Genomic DNA, 17,833 nt, shown 5'->3' on the forward strand with positions numbered 1-17,833 from the left:
CCCCAGGATCGTACGCGCCACCGGTCCTCGAACCCACATCCCGGTGCGCAGCCGCGCCGGGAGCGCAGCCACGTGGAGGAGGGGCCGACGCGTCCGCGCGAAAGGGTGCCGCCCCGCGACCTCTCGGTCCTGGGGCGGCACCCTTTTCTCACTGCCGTCCGCCGCGCCCCCGTCCCCACGGGGCCACCGGCGCGGATGTCCCGGCCCGGGCCGCTCTCCCGGGCCCGGGGCGCCTCTCAGCGCCCCAGCATCGCGCCCACGGACGACGCCTGTGTCACCACCGCGTCCCAGCCGCCGAAGACGACGACCAGGAGGGCGGCGAGGGGGAGGACCATCGCCGCGGCCACCAGGGGGTGGCGCGTACCGGAGGGCTTGCGCGTCCGCGTGCGGAGGATGGTCCGCCCTGCCGTGTACGCCATGGTCCGCTCCCCGGTCCTCTCCCCGTCGATCTGGCAGCGGCGGGCTGGTGACCTCGGGGGACGAGTGCTTCACCCGCCGCTTGACCTCAAGCCTAGGAGCGCGCGGCCGCCCGGTCCTCATGCCGTCGTACCCATTCCCGGGCCTCCAGGAGGATGACGCCCCGCCCTCCCGTGTACTCCCCTGGGTGGAGACGGCGGCGCCCGTCTAGGGGTCATCCCGGAAGGGGTGCGGCGCTACGCCGTTTACACCTCGTCACCGCGTGACTTCGATCACTTCCGGCCGCCCCGCGGTCCGCCCCGGGTCCGGCCCGCCGCCGCGCCCGGGCGGGCGCCGGTCCGTGGGGACGTCCGTCCGCCCGCGCGCCCCTCGGAGCGGACCGACGCGTCCCGCGGGGGTCAATCCCCCTTCACCGCAAGGCATTTGCCGTCGAACGGATCTCGTACGGACGTTCGACGCACGGTTCCTGACCGACCCTCAAGTGGCCCCCGCCGCACGGACGATCGAATCCCGGCGGGAGGGCGCGGCCTCTGAGCACACTTGCCGGATCGTCCGTAAGCTGTGCCACGTCAACAGGACGACCGGGCAGCGGGGTGGACATGGCGATGATGCGGCTCCGGCGCGAGGACCCGCGTGTCGTCGGCAACTTCAGGCTGCACCGCCGCCTCGGCGCGGGCGGCATGGGCGTGGTCTACCTGGGCTCGGACCGGCGCGGCCAGCGCGTGGCGCTCAAGGTGATCCGCCCGGACCTCGCCGAGGACCAGGAGTTCCGCTCCCGCTTCGCCCGCGAGGTGCAGGCGGCCCGCCGCATCCGCGGGGGCTGCACGGCCCGGTTGGTGGCCGCCGACCTGGACGCCGAGCGCCCCTGGTTCGCCACCCAGTACGTGCCCGGGCCCTCGCTCCACGACAAGGTCAACGAGGGCGGCCCGCTCTCCGCCGCGCAGATCGCCGCCATCGGCGCCGCGCTGTCGGAGGGCCTGGTCGCCGTGCACGAGGCCGGGGTCGTCCACCGCGACCTCAAGCCTTCGAACATCCTGCTCTCCCCCAAGGGTCCCCGGATCATCGACTTCGGCATCGCCTGGGCGACCGGGGCGTCCACCCTCACCCATGTGGGCACCGCCGTCGGCTCCCCCGGCTTCCTCGCGCCCGAGCAGGTGCGCGGCGCGGCCGTGACCCCGGCCACCGACGTGTTCGCGCTCGGCGCCACCCTGGCGTACGCCGCCACCGCCGACTCGCCTTTCGGCCACGGCAGTTCCGAGGTGATGCTGTACCGGGTCGTGCACGAGGAGCCGCAGCTGTACGGCGTGCCGGACTCGCTCGCCCCGCTCGTGCAGGCCTGCCTGGCCAAGGACCCGGAGGAGCGCCCCACCACGCTCCAACTGTCGATGCGGCTCAAGGAGATCGCGGCCCGCGAGGCGCAGGGGCTGCCGGACCTGCGGCCGCCGGCGCCGCGCACGCAGCAGGACCGGCCCAGCGGCCGGCTGGCGGAGCAGTACGCGCACCAGCGCACCGAGCGCCGGCCGGCGGGCACCCCCGCGCCGCGCCCCCAGCAGGGCGCCGGCACCCGTCCGGCCACGGGCCCGGCCTCCGGAACGGGGCCGCGCACCCCCGGTGGCGCGGTGGCGGGCCAGGCCCGCGACACCGTGCGGTCGGGACCGCGCACCGGCCCGCAGGCCAGGCCCCGCACGGGCCCCCGTACGGACGGTCGGGGTGCGGCCCGGGCCACCGGGGCGGGGACGCGGCGGCCGGCGGGGCCGGACCGGAAGCTGCTGCGGCAGCGGCTGATCGTGTTCGTGGTGGTCACGCTGATCGTGGCGCTGGGCATCGCGGCGGCGCAGAAGTTCTGAGGGAAGCCCGCGGCAGGCGTCGGGTCGCGAACGGGAGCGCGGGGCCTCAGGCGCCCGGGCGGCCCGTGGCCACCGCGTAGAAGGCGACCGCCGCGGCAGCGCCGACGTTGAGCGAGTCGACGCCGTGGGCCATGGGGATGCGCACCCATTCGTCGGCCGCGCGCAGGGCCTGCGTGGACAGGCCGTCGCCCTCGGCGCCCAGCATCAGCGCCACCCGGTCCAGGGTGTGCGGGGCGGCGTCGTCGATGGCCGAGGCCTTCTCGTGCGGGGTGAGGGCGAGCAGCTTGAAGCCGTGCTCGCGGACCGTCTCCAGGCTGCGCGGCCAGGAGTCCAGGCGTGCGTACGGCACCGAGAAGACCGCGCCCATCGAGACCTTCACCGAGCGGCGGTAGAGCGGGTCAGCGCAGTCCGGGGAGAGCAGTACCGCGTCCATGCCGAGGGCGGCGGCGCTGCGGAAGATCGCGCCGATGTTGGTGTGGTCGTTCACGGACTCCATCACCACGACGCGGCGGGCGCCCGCCAGCAGTTCGTCGGCGGTGGGCAGCGGCTTGCGCTGCATGGAGGCCAGCGCGCCGCGGTGCACGTGGTAGCCCGTGACGCGCTCGGCGAGCTCCGGGCTCACCGCGTAGACGGGGGCCGGGAGCTCGTCGATCACGTCGCGCATGACGTCGACCCACTTCGCGGACAGCAGCATCGAGCGCATCTCGTAGCCGGCTTCCTTGGCCCGTCTGATGACCTTCTCGCCCTCGGCGATGAACAGGCCCTCGGCGGGCTCGCGCTTGCGCCGGAGTTCGACGTCGGTCAGGCCCGTGTAGTCGCGCAGGCGCGGGTCGTCGGGGTCCTCGACGGTGATGAGATCAGCCACAGGGTGATACTGCCTTGTCCTGGGTGTGGTGCCAACGGGCGGGCACGAGATGGGTTACCCGCGGTTACTCGGCTCCGGTCCCGGGTGGGTGGGGCGACCGCCGCGGGCGGCCGCCTTCCGGATGTCAGGCGGTGGTGGGGATCGGCGGGACGCCCACGTTCACGACGTCGCCGATGACGATGACCGCGGGCGGGCGGACGTCCTGCGCGCGTACGGTCTCGCCCACGGTGGCCAGGGTGGCGTCCACGCGGCGCTGGGCCGCCGTGGTGCCCTCCTGGATGACGGCCACGGGCGTCTCGGCGGCCTTGCCGTGCGCGACGAGCGCGGCGGCGATGGCGCCGATCTTGTCCACGCCCATCAGGACCACCAGGGTGCCGGTGAGCTTGGCCATCGCGGCCCAGTCGACGAGCGACCGCGGGTCCTCGGGCGCGACGTGGCCGCTGACCACCGTGAACTCGTGCGCCACACCGCGGTGGGTGACGGGGATCCCGGCGGCCGAGGGCACGGAGATCGAGCTGGAGATGCCAGGCACGACGGTACAGGGGATGCCGGCCTCCGCGAGCGCCTGGGCCTCCTCCATGCCGCGGCCGAAGACGTACGGGTCGCCGCCCTTGAGGCGGACCACGGCCTTGCCGGCCTTGGCGTGCTCGATCAGGGCGTTGTTGATGGCCTCCTGGGCCATGAAGCGGCCGTACGGGATCTTCGCCGCGTCGATGACCTCGACGTGCGGGGGGAGTTCGTCGAGCAGGTCGCGGGGGCCGAGGCGGTCCGCGATGACCACGTCGGCCTGGGCCAGCAGGCGGCGGCCGCGCACGGTGATGAGGTCGGGGTCGCCGGGACCGCCGCCGACGAGCGCGACGGAGGGGCCGCGCAGGTCCTTCGTACGGTGCTCGGGGGCGGCCAGGGAACCGTCCCGGAGCCCCTCGACGATGGCGTCGCGGACGGCGGCGGATCGGCGCGGGTCGTTGCCGGTCAGGACGGCGACCGTGACGCCCTCGCTGCGGCCGGTGGCAGGGGTCCAGGCGGTGGCGGCCTCGGCGTCGTCGCTGCGCACGCACCAGACGCGCGCGCGCTCCGCCTCGGCGGAGGCCCGGTCGTTGGCCTCGCGGTCCCGGGTGGCGATCAGGGCGTACCAGGCGTCGGCGAGGTCGCCTTCCTGGTAGCGGCGGCGCTCCCAGCGGATCTCACCGGTCTCCGCCATGGCGTCCACCGAGGGGGTGGCGGACGGGGAGATCAGGACGACGTCGGCACCGGCCGCGACGAGGGCCGGCAGGCGGCGCTGGGCGACCTGGCCGCCGCCGATGACGACGACGCGCCGGCCGGTGAGGCGCAGGCCGACGGGGTACGCGGGGGCCTGGGGTTCCTGTGCTGCCATGGCGGTGCGGCTCCTGAGGGGCGGTGTGCCTGGGTGCCGCTGCTGCGCTGGAGCGGCGTGTCCTTTGTGACGTGCGGTTTCGTGTGCGTGCCGGGTCCACGATACGGCGGGTGCCGGGACCGTCGCCCTGCGGGGCGGGGCCCCGGACCCCCGGCCGCCCCCAGGCGCCGGCGGGGCCGGAGTGGCCGCCGGCGGGGCTGCGGTCGCAGCCCCGCCGGCGGAATCGGTACGGGTTACTTCTCGGTGACGCCGGCCGAGTCGAACGTGGCCACCTCGTGCATGGCGCGGGCGGCGCTCTGGACCAGCGGGAGCGCCAGGAGGGCGCCGGTGCCCTCGCCGAGGCGGAGGTCGAGGTCGACCAGCGGGCGCAGCCCGAGCTTGTTCAGGGCGGCGACGTGGCCCGGTTCGGCGGAGCGGTGGCCGGCGATGCAGGCCGCCAGGGACTCCGGGGCGATGGCGCGGGCCACCAGGGCGGCCGCGCCGGCGCTGACGCCGTCGAGGATGACCGGCGTACGCAGGGACGCGCCGCCGAGGACGAGGCCCACCATGGCCGCGTGCTCCAGGCCGCCGATGGCCGCCAGGACGCCGATCGGATCCGCCGGGTCCGGCTGGTGGAACTCGATGGCCCGGCGCACGACCTCGGTCTTGCGGGCCAGGGTCTCGTCGTTGATGCCGGTGCCGCGGCCGGTGACCTCGGACGGGTCCGTGTCCGTGAAGACGGAGATCAGTGCGGCGGAGGCGGTGGTGTTCGCGATGCCCATCTCACCGGTGAGGAGGCCCTTGTTGCCCGCCGCGACGAGGTCGCGGGCGGTCTCGATGCCCACCTCGATGGCCGCGATCGCCTCCTCGCGGGTCATGGCGGGACCGGTGGTCATGTCGGCGGTGCCGGCGCGGACCTTGCGCGGCAGCAGGCCCGGGGTGGCCGGCAGCTCGCCGGCGACGCCCACGTCGACGACGCAGACCTCGGCGCCCACCTGGTTCGCGAAGGCGTTGCAGACCGCGCCGCCGCCGAGGAAGTTGGCGACCATCTGGGAGGTCACCTCCTGCGGCCAGGGGGTGACGCCCTGGGCGTGCACGCCGTGGTCGCCCGCGAAGATCGCGACGGCCGCGGGCTCCGGGATCGGCGGGGGGCACATCCGGGACAGCCCGGACAGCTGCGCGGAGATGATCTCCAGCATGCCGAGCGCACCGGCCGGCTTGGTCATGCGCTTCTGCCGCTCCCAGGCCTCGCCGAGCGCCTTGGCGTCGAGCGGGCGGATGTTGGAGACGGTCTCGGAGAGCAGGTCGTGGGGCTCCTCGCCGGGCAGCGCGCGGCGGCCGTACGTCTCCTCGTGGACGACCCACGACAGCGGGCGGCGCTTGGACCAGCCCGCCTGCATCAGCTCGGGCTCGTCCGGGAACTCGTCGACGTACCCGACGCACAGGTAGGCGACGACCTCCAGGTGCTCGGGCAGGCCGAGGGCGCGGACCATCTCGCGCTCGTCGAAGAAGCTGACCCAGCCGACGCCCAGGCCCTCGGCGCGGGCGGCGAGCCACAGGTTCTCCACCGCGAGGGCGGAGGAGTACGGCGCCATCTGCGGCTGGGTGTGGCGGCCCAGGGTGTGGCGGCCGCCGCGGGTCGGGTCGGCGGTGACCACGATGTTCACGGGCGTGTCGAGGATGGCCTCGATCTTCAGTTCCTTGAACTGCTTGGCCCGGCCCTTGGGGAGCGACTTGGCGTAGGCCTCGCGCTGGCGCGTGGCGAGCTCGTGCATCGTGCGCCGGGTGTCGGCGGAGCGGATGACCACGAAGTCCCAGGGCTGGGAGTGACCGACGCTCGGGGCGGTGTGGGCGGCCTCCAGGACGCGCAGCAGCACCTCGTGCGGGATCGGGTCGGTGCGGAAGCCGTTGCGGATGTCGCGGCGCTCGCGCATCACCCGCAGGACGGCCTCGCGCTCGGCGTCGGCGTAGCCGGGGGCCGGGGCGGGGCGGTCCTCGTCGGCTCCGGCGGCCTCGTCGGCTCCGGCGGCCCCGTCGGCGGCGTCGACGGGTGCGGTCGGCTCGACGGGCTCCACCGGGCCGGCCTGGTCCGCGGGCGCCTGCGGGGCGAGGGCGTCCGTGGCGGCGACGGCCTCGGACGCGGCGGCCGGCTGCTCCGGTGCCGCCTCCGGGGTCTCGGGGACGACGGTCAGGGCCTCGGCGGGCACGGCTTCCGGGCCCTGCGCGGGGTCACCCTCGGCGGCCGGGGCCTCGGGCTGCTGCGGTACGGGGACGGGCTGCGGCTCGGCGGCGACCGCGTCGGCGGCGACCGGGGGGACCGGCACGGCGACCGGCTCGGCGGCGGCGGCCTCGGCGGCGACCGGCTCGGCGGCCATCGGCTGCGCGAGGACCGGCTCGGCCGCGACCGGCTCGGCGGCGGGCTCCACGACCACGGGCTCGGGCGCCGGCCCGACCGCGGCCTCGGCCGCGGGCGCTGCCTCGGCCGCGAGCGGCTGGGCGGCACCCTCGGCGGGCGCCTCGACGGCGGCCTCGGCGACGGGCTGCGACTCCGCCGGGGCGGGCTCCGCGGGCGCGACGACCGCCGGCTCGGCGGCGGCCTGCACGGGTACGGCGGCCTCGGGCACCACCGGCTCGGCGGGACCGGTGGCCGCGGCGACGGCGGCCTCGGCGGCGGCCGGATCGGCGATGGCGGACTCGGCGACGACGGGAGCTGCGACGACGGACTCGGCGACCGGGGCCTCCGGCGCGGCGGGCGCGGGCTGGGCCGCGACGGCGGCGCCGCCGGAGACCAGGACGTCGGCCAGGACCGGGCCGGGCGCGGGCGCGACGGCCTCGGCCACCGGCTCGGCGGCGGCCGCGACGGGCTCGGCCGGAGCGGCGGGGGCCGCCGCGGCAGCCTGTTCCGGCGCGGGGGCAGCGAGGACCTCGGCGGGGACGGCCACACCTTCGGCGGGGGTGGCCTGCGGGGCCGGGGCGGGGACGGCGGCCGCCACGACCGCTTCGGCGGGTCCACCGGGGACGGCGACCGGCTGCCCGGCGGCCTCGCCGGGCAGGCCCGGGTCGGCGGCCGCGGGCGGGACCGGCGCACCGGCGGTGCCGGGGCCGACCGGTGCGCCGGGCGCGGCCGCGGCCTCCGGTGCCGCGCCGGGCACGGGCTCGGCGACGGCGGCCGGCGCCACCGGAGCGGCGACCTGCGGCGCCTCCGCACCCCAGGGGGCGCCCGCCTGCGGCGGGATCTCGCCCAGCTGCGGGCCGGGCAGCACGCCCGCGTCGAGGTGCTCGGTGCGCGCTACGTCGAAGTACTCGGGGCCGGTGGTCGGCGGGCCGGGCTGGCGTACCGGCATGGCCGCGGGCGCGGTGGCGGCGACCGGGGCGGCGGGCGCGGCGAGCGGCGCGGCGGGGACCGGCTCGGCCGGGGCGGCGGGGCCCCGGTCGGCGAGGGAGCGTACGACCCCGCCGGTGGCGTCGGGGACCGGCGGGCCCATGTGCAGCGGGCGGCGGGCCGGGGGCGGGGTGGTGGGCACGCCGGCGGGCGGCGTCATGCGGACGCCGCCGAGGTCCACGGCGCCGGAGTCGCGGCCGCCGGCCTCGTGCGAGCCCATCTCGTAGCCGCCGGGGGCGGGGAGGCCCGCACCGCCCGGGGCCTGGGTGGCGGCCGGGTCGTAGCCGGCGGTCTCGAAGGCGCCCGGCTCGTAGCTCCCGGTCTGGAAGGACCCGGTCTCGAAGGGGTCCTCGGCGAAGGGCGCGGGCGCGGCCTGGGGCACGATCTGGGGGTCGCTCCAGACGCCCTGGCCGGTGCCGCTGGGCATGAGCAGCACCTCGTCCTCGTCGGCGCCGTTGTCGGCCGGGTCGAGATAGGTGTACGCGCCCGCAACCGGGAGGCCCGGCTCCGCGGCGGGGATGCCGCCCTGCTGATCCACCATGCCCGCGTTCTCCGGGAGACCCTCGCCCGGAACCTGGCCGGTGTCAGTCATGCGTACCCCTCGCCCATCGGTTGTGCTTCTTCGATCAGGTCGCCCGGGGCGCCCGATCGCGGCACACCCGGCGCCCGTATGAACAACGAGCGGGTGAGCCGCGCGGCACGAACGCCCGCCGACAACAAGCATTGTCGCGGTCGTTCGCCGCCATGACAGCCTTTACCGCCATGGCCCGCTGTGGACTGCGCCACGTTGCGCGTCCTCCGGTCTCGCCGTACCACAAAAGGCGCCCGAGCAGGGCGCCTTGTCCGGACATTTGGGACGGGAATCACCCGCACGGTCCAGTGCAGTACAACGGTCGGCCAGCCTACCGCGCGTGGCGCGCCGTCAGGATCACGGGGCGCCCCGCGCCGGGCCCGTTCCGCATGCCGGACGGCCGGACGGCCGGACGGGTCGCCCGGCGAACGCTCCGGCGCGCGCCGCCGTGCCTCAGCGGCTCTCCGCGCGCTGCGCCGAGAGGAGGAAGACGACCGACCGCTCGCGTTCGTCCCAGCTGTGCGGGTCGAGGCAGAGGGACTGCAGCAGGACGCACTCCACGTCGTAGCCGCTGTCGGTGAGGGCGCGGCCGAGGGCTTCCGCCTCGTCGCGGGTGGCCGCGTGGGCGACGATGCGCTCGGGGCGCCGGTCGGCGCAGGCGGTGACCACGTCGGCCCCTCCCCCGCCGATGCGTACGACGTCGGGCTCGGGGAGGGATTCGAGGACGTGCGGGGCACGGCCGTGGACGACCTGGAGCTGGACGCCCCGCGCCCGGGCGGCGAGGGTCGCGCGTTCGCAGGCGCGTGGGTCCGCGTCGATCGCGATGACGGCGGCGCCGAAGGCCGCGGCGTCGACCGCCAGGGCGCCGGTGCCGGTGCCGATGTCCCAGACGAGGTCGCCGGTGCGGGGTCCGAGGCGGGCCAGCTGGGCGGCGCGCAGCTGGCCGCCGGCGCCCTCGGTGGCGCCCTCCTCCGCGCGGGCCCAGCCGCGCTCGCGGGCGGCACCGGGGTGGGCGCCGGCGAGCCAGCCACCGTCGACGCCGTCGACGGTGCCGCCGCCCCCGATGACGATGACGACGTTGGGGTCGCGCCAGGTGTGGTCGGCCACCTTGTCGGAGGTGAGGACGGTGACCTGCTCGCGCGCGGTGCCGAGTTCCTCGCAGATGACGAAGGTGCGGTGGACGCCGTCGAGGAGCAGGGCCAGTTCGGCGGGGCCCGCTCCCGGGGAGGTCAGCACGGCGACCTTGGGGTGGGCGCGGCAGACGTTGACGGCCCGGCGCAGGGTGCGCGGGTGGGCCACGACCACGCGGGCGTCGTCCCAGGGCATGCCGGCGCGGGCGAAGGCGGCGGCGACGGAGGAGACCGCGGGGACGACCTCGACCTCGAGCCCGTGTTCGGGGGCGCGGAGGGTGCGTACGACGCCGAAGAAGCCGGGGTCGCCGTCGGCGAGGACCACGGCGGTGCCGCGGTGGCCGGCGATCGTACGGGCGGCCAGGCCGATGCTGCCCAGGCGGACGCGCTCGGCGGCCGGGGGGATCTCGGCGAGGTCCAGGTGGTGGGCGGAGCCCGCCACGAGGGTGGCGGCGGACAGCGCGGACTTCGCGGCCGCGGTGAGGGGCGAGCCGTCCCAGCCGATCACCGTGACCCGGTCGGCCATGTGCGTCAGTCTCCTTTGGTCCGTACCGCGCGGTACCCGTGAGACTACCTGGTCACGGCGTACGCGGGCGCGGGCTCGGCGGGCCCGGCCCGATCGTCCTGGTCGGTTCGGGTCGGGACAGCGGGGCTAGTTCCAGTCGGTGTGTCCGGCGGTGTAGCCGCCCGCGTCGGCGAGCTGGTCGTCGACGCCGTCGAGGTCCTCGGGCAGCAGGCTCCAGACGATGAGATCGGTACGGACCTCCGCCCAGCCGCCGTCGAGGGTCTGGGTGCGGACTATGCCCGCGTTGCGCAGGACGCCTTCACTGATGCAACCGATCTTCTGGGCCACCTGCTGGGAGGCGGTGTTGTCCGCGGCGGTGCGCAGTTCGAGGCGTTCGAAGCCCTGGTCGCGGAAGAGCCACTGGGCGACGGCGAGCACGGACTCGCTGGCGTAGCCCTCGCCCCTGGCCCAGGGGGCCGTGACGTACCCGACCTCGGCGCTGCGGGTGCGCCAGTCGGTGTTCCGGAGGTGGACGATGCCGACGAGGCGCTGGGTGAGGAACTCGGTGACCGCGAGGACGATGCCCCTGCCCTCGGTGCGCTCGGCCGGGGCGAGGCGGCCCGCCCAGGCCCGCGCGTCGGCGGCGGTGTAGGGGTGCGGGACGGAGGTCCAGGCGGTGACGAGCTCGTCGTTCATCATCTCGGCGAGCGCCATGACGTCGGCCTCCTCGAAAGGTCGCATCACCAGCCGGTCGGTGCTGATGGAGACGTCCGGGAAGGTGGTAGTCATGCGCAGCTCCATGCCGTGGGACCGGATTCCGGGCCTTTTCAGGGCCTTTGACGGCCAGTTAGAGAGGGCTTTCCTGGCACAGCATGCAGCATCGGCCCTCGGGTGCGCATGACTGGGCCCCGCACCCCTGGCTCAGGAGGGTGCGGGGCCGAGTCGTCCCTGGCCCGGTGCGGTTCCGGGCGGTTGCGGGTACGCCGGACCAGGCCCGCCGGAACCTGAGGTTCCGGGGTCCGGCGGGCTCGTCCGGGGCGTGCCGGATCAGGCGGCCGGCTTGCCGAAGGCGGGGATGACCGAGCCGTCGTACGTGTCGGCGATGAACTTCTTGACCTCGGGCGAGTTCAGCAGCTCGGCGAGCTTCCTGACCCGCGGGTCGTTCTCGTTGCCGCGCTTCACGGCCAGGAAGTTGGCGTACGGGTTGCCCTCGGCCTTCTCCAGGGCCAGGGCGTCCTTCGCGGGCTTGAGGTCGGCCTCGAGGGCGTAGTTGCCGTTGATGACGGCGGCGTCCACGTCGTTCAGGGCGCGCGGGACCGTGGCGGCCTCCAGCTCCTTGAACTCCAGGCCCTTCTTGTCGGTGATGTCGGACAGCTTGGCGCTGGTGCCGACGCCGTCCTTCAGCTTGATCAGGCCGTTGGCGGCCAGCAGCTGGAGGGCGCGGCCCTCGTTGGTGGTGTCGTTCGGGACGGCGACGGTCTGGCCGGCCTTGAGGTCCGTGAGGGCCTTGACCTTCTTGGAGTAGAGGCCGAGGGGCTCCAGGTGCACGTTGACGACCGGGACGATGTCCGTCTTGTTCTTGGCGTTGAAGTCGTCGAGGTACGGCTTGTGCTGGAAGTAGTTGGCGTCGACCTGGCCCTGCTGGGTGGCGGTGTTGGGCAGGACGTAGTCGGTGAACTCCTTGACCTCCAGCTTGAGGCCCGCCTTCGCCGCCAGGTTGTCCTTGACGAACTTCAGGATGTCGGCGTGCGGGACCGGGGAGGCCGCGACGACCAGGGGCTTGGAGCCGTCGGCCTTCGCGCCGTCGCCCGTGGCGGAGGACGGGTCGGAGGAGGTGCCGCACGCGGTGAGGCCGAGGGCGAGCCCGGCGGTGGCGAGGGCGGCGGCGGTGAGCTTGGTGTTCTTGCGCACGAAGAGTGCCTTTCTGGGTGGTGCTGACTGCGCCCGAGCACAACGAGTGCGGGCTGAGTGGGGAGAGGAAGGTCTGGGGGTCAGGCGGTGCGGCCGCGGCGGGCCAGCAGCCGTACCGCGCCGTCGCCGACGAGCTGGATCACCGTGACGAGTACGACGAGCACGACGACCGTGGCCACCATGAAGCCGGTCTCGAAGCGCTGGAACCCGTAGGTGATGGCCTTGGAACCGAGTCCCTCGCCGCCGACGGCGCCGGCCATGGCGGAGTAGCCGATGAGGGTGATCACGGTGGTGGTCACGGCCGCGACGAGCGAGGGCAGCGCCTGCGGCAGGAACACCTTCCAGACCAGGGTGGGCACGCCGCCGCCCATGGACTGGACGGCTTCGACCAGTCCGTGGTCCACCTCGCGGACGGCGGTCTCGACGAGGCGGGCGAAGAACGGGACGGCGCCGATGGCCAGCGGGACGATCATCGCGCTGGGGCCGATGAACGTGCCGACCACGAGGGTCGTGAACGGGATCACGGCGATCAGCAGGATGATGAAGGGCAGCGAGCGGCCGATGTTCACGACCACGCCGATGGCCTTGTTGAGGACCCGGTTCTGGAGCAGTCCGCCCTTGTCGGTGAGGACGAGGAGGAGGCCCAGCGGGAGTCCGCCGGCCACCGTCGCCAGGGTGGACCACAGCACCATGTAGAGGGTGTCGTACGTGCCCTGGGTCAGCAGGGGCTGCATTTCCGACCAGGTCACTGGGCACCGTCCTTGATCAGCTCGGCCTCGGCGACCGCCTCCGCGGCGGCCAGGCTGTCGTCCACCACGTCCACCTGGAGGCCCTGCTCGCGCAGGAAGCCGACGGGTACGACGTTGTCCTCGTAGCGGCCCGGCAGCTCGATGCGCATGCGGCCGACCTGGCGTCCGGCGACGGTGTCCATCGCGGCGCCGAGGATCGAGATGTCGATGTTGTACGTGCGCGACAGCTGCGAGATCACCGGCTGCGTGGCGGACTCGCCGCGGAAGGTCACGTCCACGACGGTGCGCTCCGGGCCGGTCGCGGCTCCGCTCACCGGGAACAGCTCGGCGGAGAGCTCGGAGCCGGGGGTGGCGAGCAGCTCGGAGAGGGTGCCGGACTCGATGACGCGGCCCTTCTTCATCAGTGCGGCGGAGTCGCAGATGCTCTTGACCACGTCCATCTCGTGCGTGATGAGCAGGATGGTCAGGCCGAGCTGCTGGTTGAGGTCGCGCAGGAGCTGGAGGATCGAGCGGGTGGTCTCGGGGTCCAGGGCGCTGGTGGCCTCGTCGGAGAGGAGCACCTTGGGGTCGCCGGCCAGGGCGCGGGCGATGCCGACGCGCTGCTTCTGGCCGCCGGAGAGCTGGGCGGGGTAGGCGCCGGCCTTGTCGGCGAGGCCGACGAGGTCGAGGAGTTCGAGTGCCTTGCGGCTGCGTTCGCGGCGGTCGACGCCGAGGATCTCCAGGGGGAGCTCGATGTTGGCGGCGACGGTGCGCGAGGACAGCAGGTTGAAGTGCTGGAAGACCATGCCGATGCGGCTGCGGGCCTCGCGCAGTTCCCTGCCGGCGCGGCGGCCGTTGCCGGCGAGCGCGGTGAGGTCGGTGCCGTCCACGGTCACGGTGCCGGAGGTGGGACGCTCCAGGAGGTTGACGCAGCGTATGAGGGAGGACTTGCCGGCGCCGCTCTGTCCGATGACGCCGTAGATCTCACCCTCGCGGACGTGCAGGTCGACGCCGTCCAGGGCGGTGACCTCGCGGCCACGGGACTGGTAGACCTTCGTGAGGCCTTTTGTGGTGATCACAGGAATTCCGTCGCTGTCGAGTGCGCGGCGGTGCGGCGCCGGGCACGGGGCGTTGCATCTGGGGACGCGATACGGGTCGAAACCAGGAGGAACCGGGCGTCAACACGTGCGCGGGGCGGGAGCGTTCCGCGGGGCGGACAGGCTCGGCCGGGGTCTCGCTTCGGGGCGCGAGGCGCGGGAAAGGGGCCCTCAGAAGGCGCACATTCGACACATACAACGAGCACCGGGCGTCATCATCGCCTCGGTCGCAAGGGTGCGGCTGCTCGTCGTGGTCATGGGCCCCAGTAAAGCAGACCGTCCGCCGAGGCGATCAATTCTGTCCGCATACCGGACAGAATTCGGCCGCATACCGGACAGGACCGGACTTGCCCAGCCCTCCGTCCCGACCTCCAGGACACCGTTCCTGACCTGGACGGACACCGCCGAAAGGTCCGGTACGACCGCGTCCGCGAACAGCGCCCCGGCGGGGTGCGTTGTGGTCAAGGCCACGGTCCGCATGCCGGTCGCGTGACCCGCCGCGAGCCCGGCGGGGGCGTCCTCCGGGACCACGCAGTCCGCCGGGTCGGCACCCGGCCGCCGGGCGCCGAGCGAGAAGGGCTCGGGGTGCGGCCTGCCCCGGGACCCGGGGCGGGGGCCCGGCGCACCGGGTCTTCGGACCCGTAATACCCTCGCTGCATGCTCGATGCCCTCACCCTCACCCTCGGCGTGGCCGCGCTGGCCCTGGCCGGGTGGTGCGGACTCGCCGCCTACCGGGACCAGCCGACCAAGGACTGGCACTTCATCGGCATGGCCGTGGTGACCGTGCTGGCGCTGGCCCAGCTGGTGGTCGGCATCGTCAAGCTGGCGCAGGGCGGCGAGCCCGACGAGGGTGGCGTGATCTTCACGGCGTACCTGATCGGCGCGCTCTGCGCGATCCCGGCCGCCGGATTCCTCTCGCTGACCGAGCGCACCAAGTGGGGCTCGGTGACCGTCGCCGCGGGCGCCGTGGTCCTGGCCGTACTGGAAGTGCGGCTCACCGACATCTGGGGAGGCACCGGTGCCTGAGACCTCCGCGGCGGGGGCCGCGACCGAGTCCGGGACCGCGACCGGGTCCACGTCCGCCGCGTCCGCGCGGGACCGCCGCCTGGTCAAGGGCCCGGGGCTGCTGCTCGTCTGGCTGTACGGCGTCATGGTGGTCGGCGCCGTGTCCCGCTCGGCCTACCAGATCTCCACGGAGTTCGACCGGGCGCCGCTGGCGTACTCGCTGTCGGCCGTGGCGGCGCTGGTCTACGCGTTCATCACCTACTCGCTGGTGCGCGGCGGCGAGGCGGCCCGCAAGGCGGCGCTGGTGTGCTGCGCCGCCGAGCTGGCCGGGGTGCTCGCGGTGGGCACCTGGACGCTGGCGCGCCCGGACGCCTTCCCCGACGCGACCGTCTGGTCCGACTTCGGCATGGGCTACCTGTTCATCCCGGTGCTCCTGCCGGTGACCGGGATGCTCTGGCTGCGCCGCGCCCGGCGCGCGCCCGCGTAGCGGACCGCCGGGGCGCGCGTACGGTCGTACGGGCGCCCGTACGCGCACCGCGGCCGCTCAGGCGCTGACCGCGAAGGAGTCCACCGTGGGCGCCTCCTTCTCCAGCACGATGAGCCGGACCCCGTCCTCGCCGGTGCGGTCGCCGACCGCCACGTACCCGGCGCGCCGGTACAGCCTCAGGTTGCCCTCGCTCTTGTGCCCGGTGAACAGCCGGTACCGGACCGCGTCCCCGCGCTCGGCCAGCGCGGCCTCGACCGCGTGCAGCAGCCGGGCGCCCAGGCCGTGGCCCTGCAGGCGCGGGTGGACGCCGAGCTTGCCGATGGCGGCGGTGCCCTTCTCGTCCACGGAGCCGCGCACCATGCCGACCACCTCGTCCCCGAGCCGGGCCACCATCACGCAGTCCGCGGTGAGTTCGGCCCTGACGGAGTCGAAGGACTGCACGAGCGGGTCGATGCGGTAGTTGCCGTAGAGCTCGGCCTCGCTCTGGAAGCACAGGTACTGCAGTCTGAAGATCTGCTCGGCGTCCTCCGCGTTCGCCGCAGAGATGGTCACGCTCATGCCCATGTGCGCATGCCTCCCGCTCACCTGGTAGCCCGTCGGTCTACCGCTCCTTTCCCCGCCGTTCAGGAGCCGCAACCTCTGCCGCGAGCATTCTGCGCAGACATCCCAGGCAACGGGAACGAACGGGCCCCAAACTTCCTTGTGAGATACCCAACTCACCTGCGATTTCCCGGTAGGTGAGGTCCCGGGGCGAAAGTAACGCGTCCAACAGCTCCGGACACCGTCCGGGCAACCGGGCGACGGCCGACCGGAGGACCCGCTCCTCCTCCCCCGCCAGCGCCGACGGCTCCGGCCCTCGGTCGCCCCCTGCCGGGCGGTCCCCGTACGGCACTTCGCGCAGCGCGCGGCGGCGGGCCCGACGGGCCTCCGCCCGTACCGCGCGGCGCAGCCAGCGGGCGGCCTCGGGCGGGCGGGCGGCGGCCGTGTCGCGCTCCAGCAGGCGCAGCCAGACGGCCTGTTCGAGGTCGGCGGGGTCGATTCCCGCGGCGGGGGCCTCGGCCGCCGCCTCGGCGGAGAGCAGCGGGCCGAGTTCGGTCACCAGGTCCATGCCCGGGGGACGCGACGGCCGCGGCCCGGAGTTGCCCCACGGACCGCGGCTCACCCGAACGGACGTATGCGGGCCGGCGCCGCGGAGGGTCAGCGGCCGTGGAAGTCGGCGGCGGCCAGCAGTGCGGTGTCCGGCTGGTCGGTGAAGATCCCGTCGATGCCCTGCTCGAAGTACCGGCGGAAGGCCGCGAAGGCGTCGCCGTAGGCGTTCGGGTCGGTGCCCTTGCGGAAGTCCGCCGGCAGGAAGGCGTTCTCGTTGCGCGCGGTGTAGGGGTGCAGGACCAGCCCGCGCGCGTGGCCGTCGGCCACCAGGGTCGTCGGGGTGCCGAGCCGGCCGGCGGCGTCGCGCGGCAGGATCAGGTCCATGGTGGGCCCGATGCCCTGGGCGAAGCCCGCGATCCAGGCCAGCCCCTCGGGCTTGACCAGGTCCGCGACGGTACGTGGGTCCCCGGCCTGCTCGAAGTCCCAGGGGCGGGTGTTCGCGGCGGACAGCAGCACCACGCGCGGCGCGTCCACGAGGCGGGCCAGCCGCTGGATGCTGGAGGGCTCGAAGGACTGGAGGAACAGCGGGGCGTCGCGGCGGTCGCGGCCGTAGCGGCGCAGCAGCTTCGCGAGCGGCTCCTCCAGGCCCAGCCCGAGGGAGCGGAAGTAGGTGGGGTGCTTGGTCTCGACGTGCAGCCACACCTCGCGGCCGCGGCGGCGGCCCTCGCGGCGCGCCCAGCGCAGCACCTCCTCGAAGGTGGGCACGGCCCAGCGGCCGTCGTAGAGGGTGTTGCGCTGGCGCACCGCGGGGATGCGCTCCTTCGCGCGCAGCGTCTTGAGCTCGGCGAGCGTGAAGTCCTCGGTGAACCAGCCGGTGACCGTCACGCCGTCGACGGTCTTGGTGGTGCGGCGGCCGGCGAACTCGGGGTGGTCGGCGACGTCGGTGGTGCCGCCGATCTCGTTCTCGTGGCGGCAGACCAGGTGCCCGTCCTTGGTGGGGACCAGGTCCTGCTCGATCACGTGGGCGCCCGTGTCGAGGGCCAGCTGGTAGGAGCCGAGGGTGTGCTCGGGCCGGTAGCCGCTGGCTCCGCGGTGGCCGATGACCGTCGGCACGGGCAGGCTCCGGTAGCCGCGGCCGGTGCCGCCGCCGTCCCCGGCGGTCCGCTCGGCGGCCGCTCGTACGGCCCCGGAGGCCGGGCCCGCGTCCCGGGCCTGGGCCGCAGCGGCCGGGCCCGTCCCCAGGCCCACGGCCGTACCGCCCGCGGCCAGCACGGCCGCCCCCAGCACCCGGCGACGCGCCGTCCCACCCTGTGTCATGTGTGTGCTCCTCGGCTGATCGGCTCGGCGGGCCCTCCACCCGGGGTCTCCGGGGTCCTCCGGCCCGAGAATTCGGCCCGGTGATGGTAGGCAGCGCGACCTTGCGCGGGGGCGATCGCGGCCGGAAC

At 74.7% G+C, this 17,833-nt stretch carries 15 protein-coding genes and 1 pseudogene; 3 read left to right on the forward strand and 13 right to left on the reverse strand.

The window, feature by feature from the left end:
- Positions 1 to 236: 236 nt before the first annotated feature.
- Entirely contained in the window at positions 237 to 419 is a 183-nt protein-coding gene (locus IF43_RS0101420; protein WP_030192839.1) for a hypothetical protein, read from the reverse strand.
- Positions 420 to 1,016: 597 nt separating this feature from the next.
- On the opposite strand from IF43_RS0101420, the gene IF43_RS0101425 reads away from it, so the two are divergent.
- Positions 1,017 to 2,264, forward strand: a complete 1,248-nt coding sequence (locus tag IF43_RS0101425; RefSeq protein WP_199922655.1) for a serine/threonine-protein kinase — start codon at positions 1,017 to 1,019, stop codon at positions 2,262 to 2,264.
- Between the two features lie 46 nt (positions 2,265 to 2,310).
- On the opposite strand, the gene IF43_RS0101430 is transcribed toward IF43_RS0101425, so the two are convergent.
- From IF43_RS0101430 to IF43_RS42320, 9 genes and pseudogenes are all read right to left on the reverse strand, one after another.
- Positions 2,311 to 3,129 carry an RNA methyltransferase gene (locus tag IF43_RS0101430; RefSeq protein ID WP_030192845.1) on the reverse strand — a complete coding sequence of 273 codons (819 nt, stop codon included), beginning with the start codon at positions 3,127 to 3,129 and terminating at the stop codon, positions 2,311 to 2,313.
- A 124-nt stretch (positions 3,130 to 3,253) separates the two neighbouring features.
- Positions 3,254 to 4,504 carry a uroporphyrinogen-III C-methyltransferase gene (cobA, locus tag IF43_RS0101435; RefSeq protein ID WP_030192848.1) on the reverse strand — a complete coding sequence of 417 codons (1,251 nt, stop codon included), beginning with the start codon at positions 4,502 to 4,504 and terminating at the stop codon, positions 3,254 to 3,256.
- A 233-nt stretch (positions 4,505 to 4,737) separates the two neighbouring features.
- Positions 4,738 to 8,457: a nicotinate-nucleotide--dimethylbenzimidazole phosphoribosyltransferase gene (gene cobT, locus IF43_RS0101440; RefSeq protein ID WP_030192850.1), complete on the reverse strand. Its 3,720-nt coding sequence runs from the start codon at positions 8,455 to 8,457 to the stop codon at positions 4,738 to 4,740.
- Positions 8,458 to 8,889: 432 nt separating this feature from the next.
- On the reverse strand, positions 8,890 to 10,092 hold the full coding sequence (cbiE, locus tag IF43_RS0101445) for a precorrin-6y C5,15-methyltransferase (decarboxylating) subunit CbiE (RefSeq protein WP_030192852.1): 1,203 nt from the start codon (positions 10,090 to 10,092) through the stop codon (positions 8,890 to 8,892).
- Positions 10,093 to 10,218: 126 nt separating this feature from the next.
- Entirely contained in the window at positions 10,219 to 10,860 is a 642-nt protein-coding gene (locus tag IF43_RS0101450; protein WP_234331913.1) for a GNAT family N-acetyltransferase, read from the reverse strand.
- A gap of 258 nt (positions 10,861 to 11,118) precedes the next feature.
- Positions 11,119 to 11,982, reverse strand: a complete 864-nt coding sequence (locus tag IF43_RS0101455; protein WP_030192855.1) for a MetQ/NlpA family ABC transporter substrate-binding protein — start codon at positions 11,980 to 11,982, stop codon at positions 11,119 to 11,121.
- 80 nt (positions 11,983 to 12,062) lie between these two features.
- Positions 12,063 to 12,731: a methionine ABC transporter permease gene (locus tag IF43_RS0101460; RefSeq protein WP_030192858.1), complete on the reverse strand. Its 669-nt coding sequence runs from the start codon at positions 12,729 to 12,731 to the stop codon at positions 12,063 to 12,065.
- Positions 12,728 to 13,789: a methionine ABC transporter ATP-binding protein gene (locus tag IF43_RS0101465; RefSeq protein ID WP_030192860.1), complete on the reverse strand. Its 1,062-nt coding sequence runs from the start codon at positions 13,787 to 13,789 to the stop codon at positions 12,728 to 12,730. Before IF43_RS0101465 ends, IF43_RS0101460 begins: the two co-directional genes overlap by 4 nt.
- 384 nt (positions 13,790 to 14,173) lie before the next feature.
- Positions 14,174 to 14,410 (reverse strand): annotated as a pseudogene (locus IF43_RS42320) (HAD-IA family hydrolase); the annotation flags it as partial.
- A gap of 54 nt (positions 14,411 to 14,464) precedes the next feature.
- Here IF43_RS42320 and IF43_RS0101475 point away from each other — a divergent pair.
- Together IF43_RS0101475 and IF43_RS35960 are read left to right on the forward strand one after the other, a co-directional pair.
- Positions 14,465 to 14,833, forward strand: a complete 369-nt coding sequence (locus tag IF43_RS0101475; RefSeq protein ID WP_030192864.1) for a hypothetical protein — start codon at positions 14,465 to 14,467, stop codon at positions 14,831 to 14,833.
- Between the two features lie 79 nt (positions 14,834 to 14,912).
- Complete coding sequence (locus IF43_RS35960) at positions 14,913 to 15,299, forward strand: hypothetical protein (RefSeq protein WP_037887180.1); 387 nt, start codon at positions 14,913 to 14,915, stop codon at positions 15,297 to 15,299.
- Between the two features lie 57 nt (positions 15,300 to 15,356).
- On the opposite strand, the gene IF43_RS0101485 is transcribed toward IF43_RS35960, so the two are convergent.
- The 3 genes from IF43_RS0101485 to IF43_RS0101495 form a co-directional block, all read right to left on the reverse strand.
- A complete protein-coding gene (locus tag IF43_RS0101485) occupies positions 15,357 to 15,863 on the reverse strand; it encodes a GNAT family N-acetyltransferase (RefSeq protein WP_030192869.1) in 507 nt (168 codons plus the stop codon).
- A gap of 37 nt (positions 15,864 to 15,900) precedes the next feature.
- Positions 15,901 to 16,407 carry an RNA polymerase sigma factor gene (locus tag IF43_RS0101490; protein ID WP_030192871.1) on the reverse strand — a complete coding sequence of 169 codons (507 nt, stop codon included), beginning with the start codon at positions 16,405 to 16,407 and terminating at the stop codon, positions 15,901 to 15,903.
- Positions 16,408 to 16,496: 89 nt separating this feature from the next.
- A complete protein-coding gene (locus IF43_RS0101495; protein ID WP_030192873.1) occupies positions 16,497 to 17,705 on the reverse strand; it encodes a glycerophosphodiester phosphodiesterase in 1,209 nt (402 codons plus the stop codon).
- Positions 17,706 to 17,833: the final 128 nt, after the last annotated feature.

Origin of the sequence: Streptomyces sp. NRRL S-87, assembly GCF_000719335.1 — a bacterium.
In the GTDB taxonomy this organism is placed as follows: Bacteria; Actinomycetota; Actinomycetes; order Streptomycetales; family Streptomycetaceae; genus Streptomyces.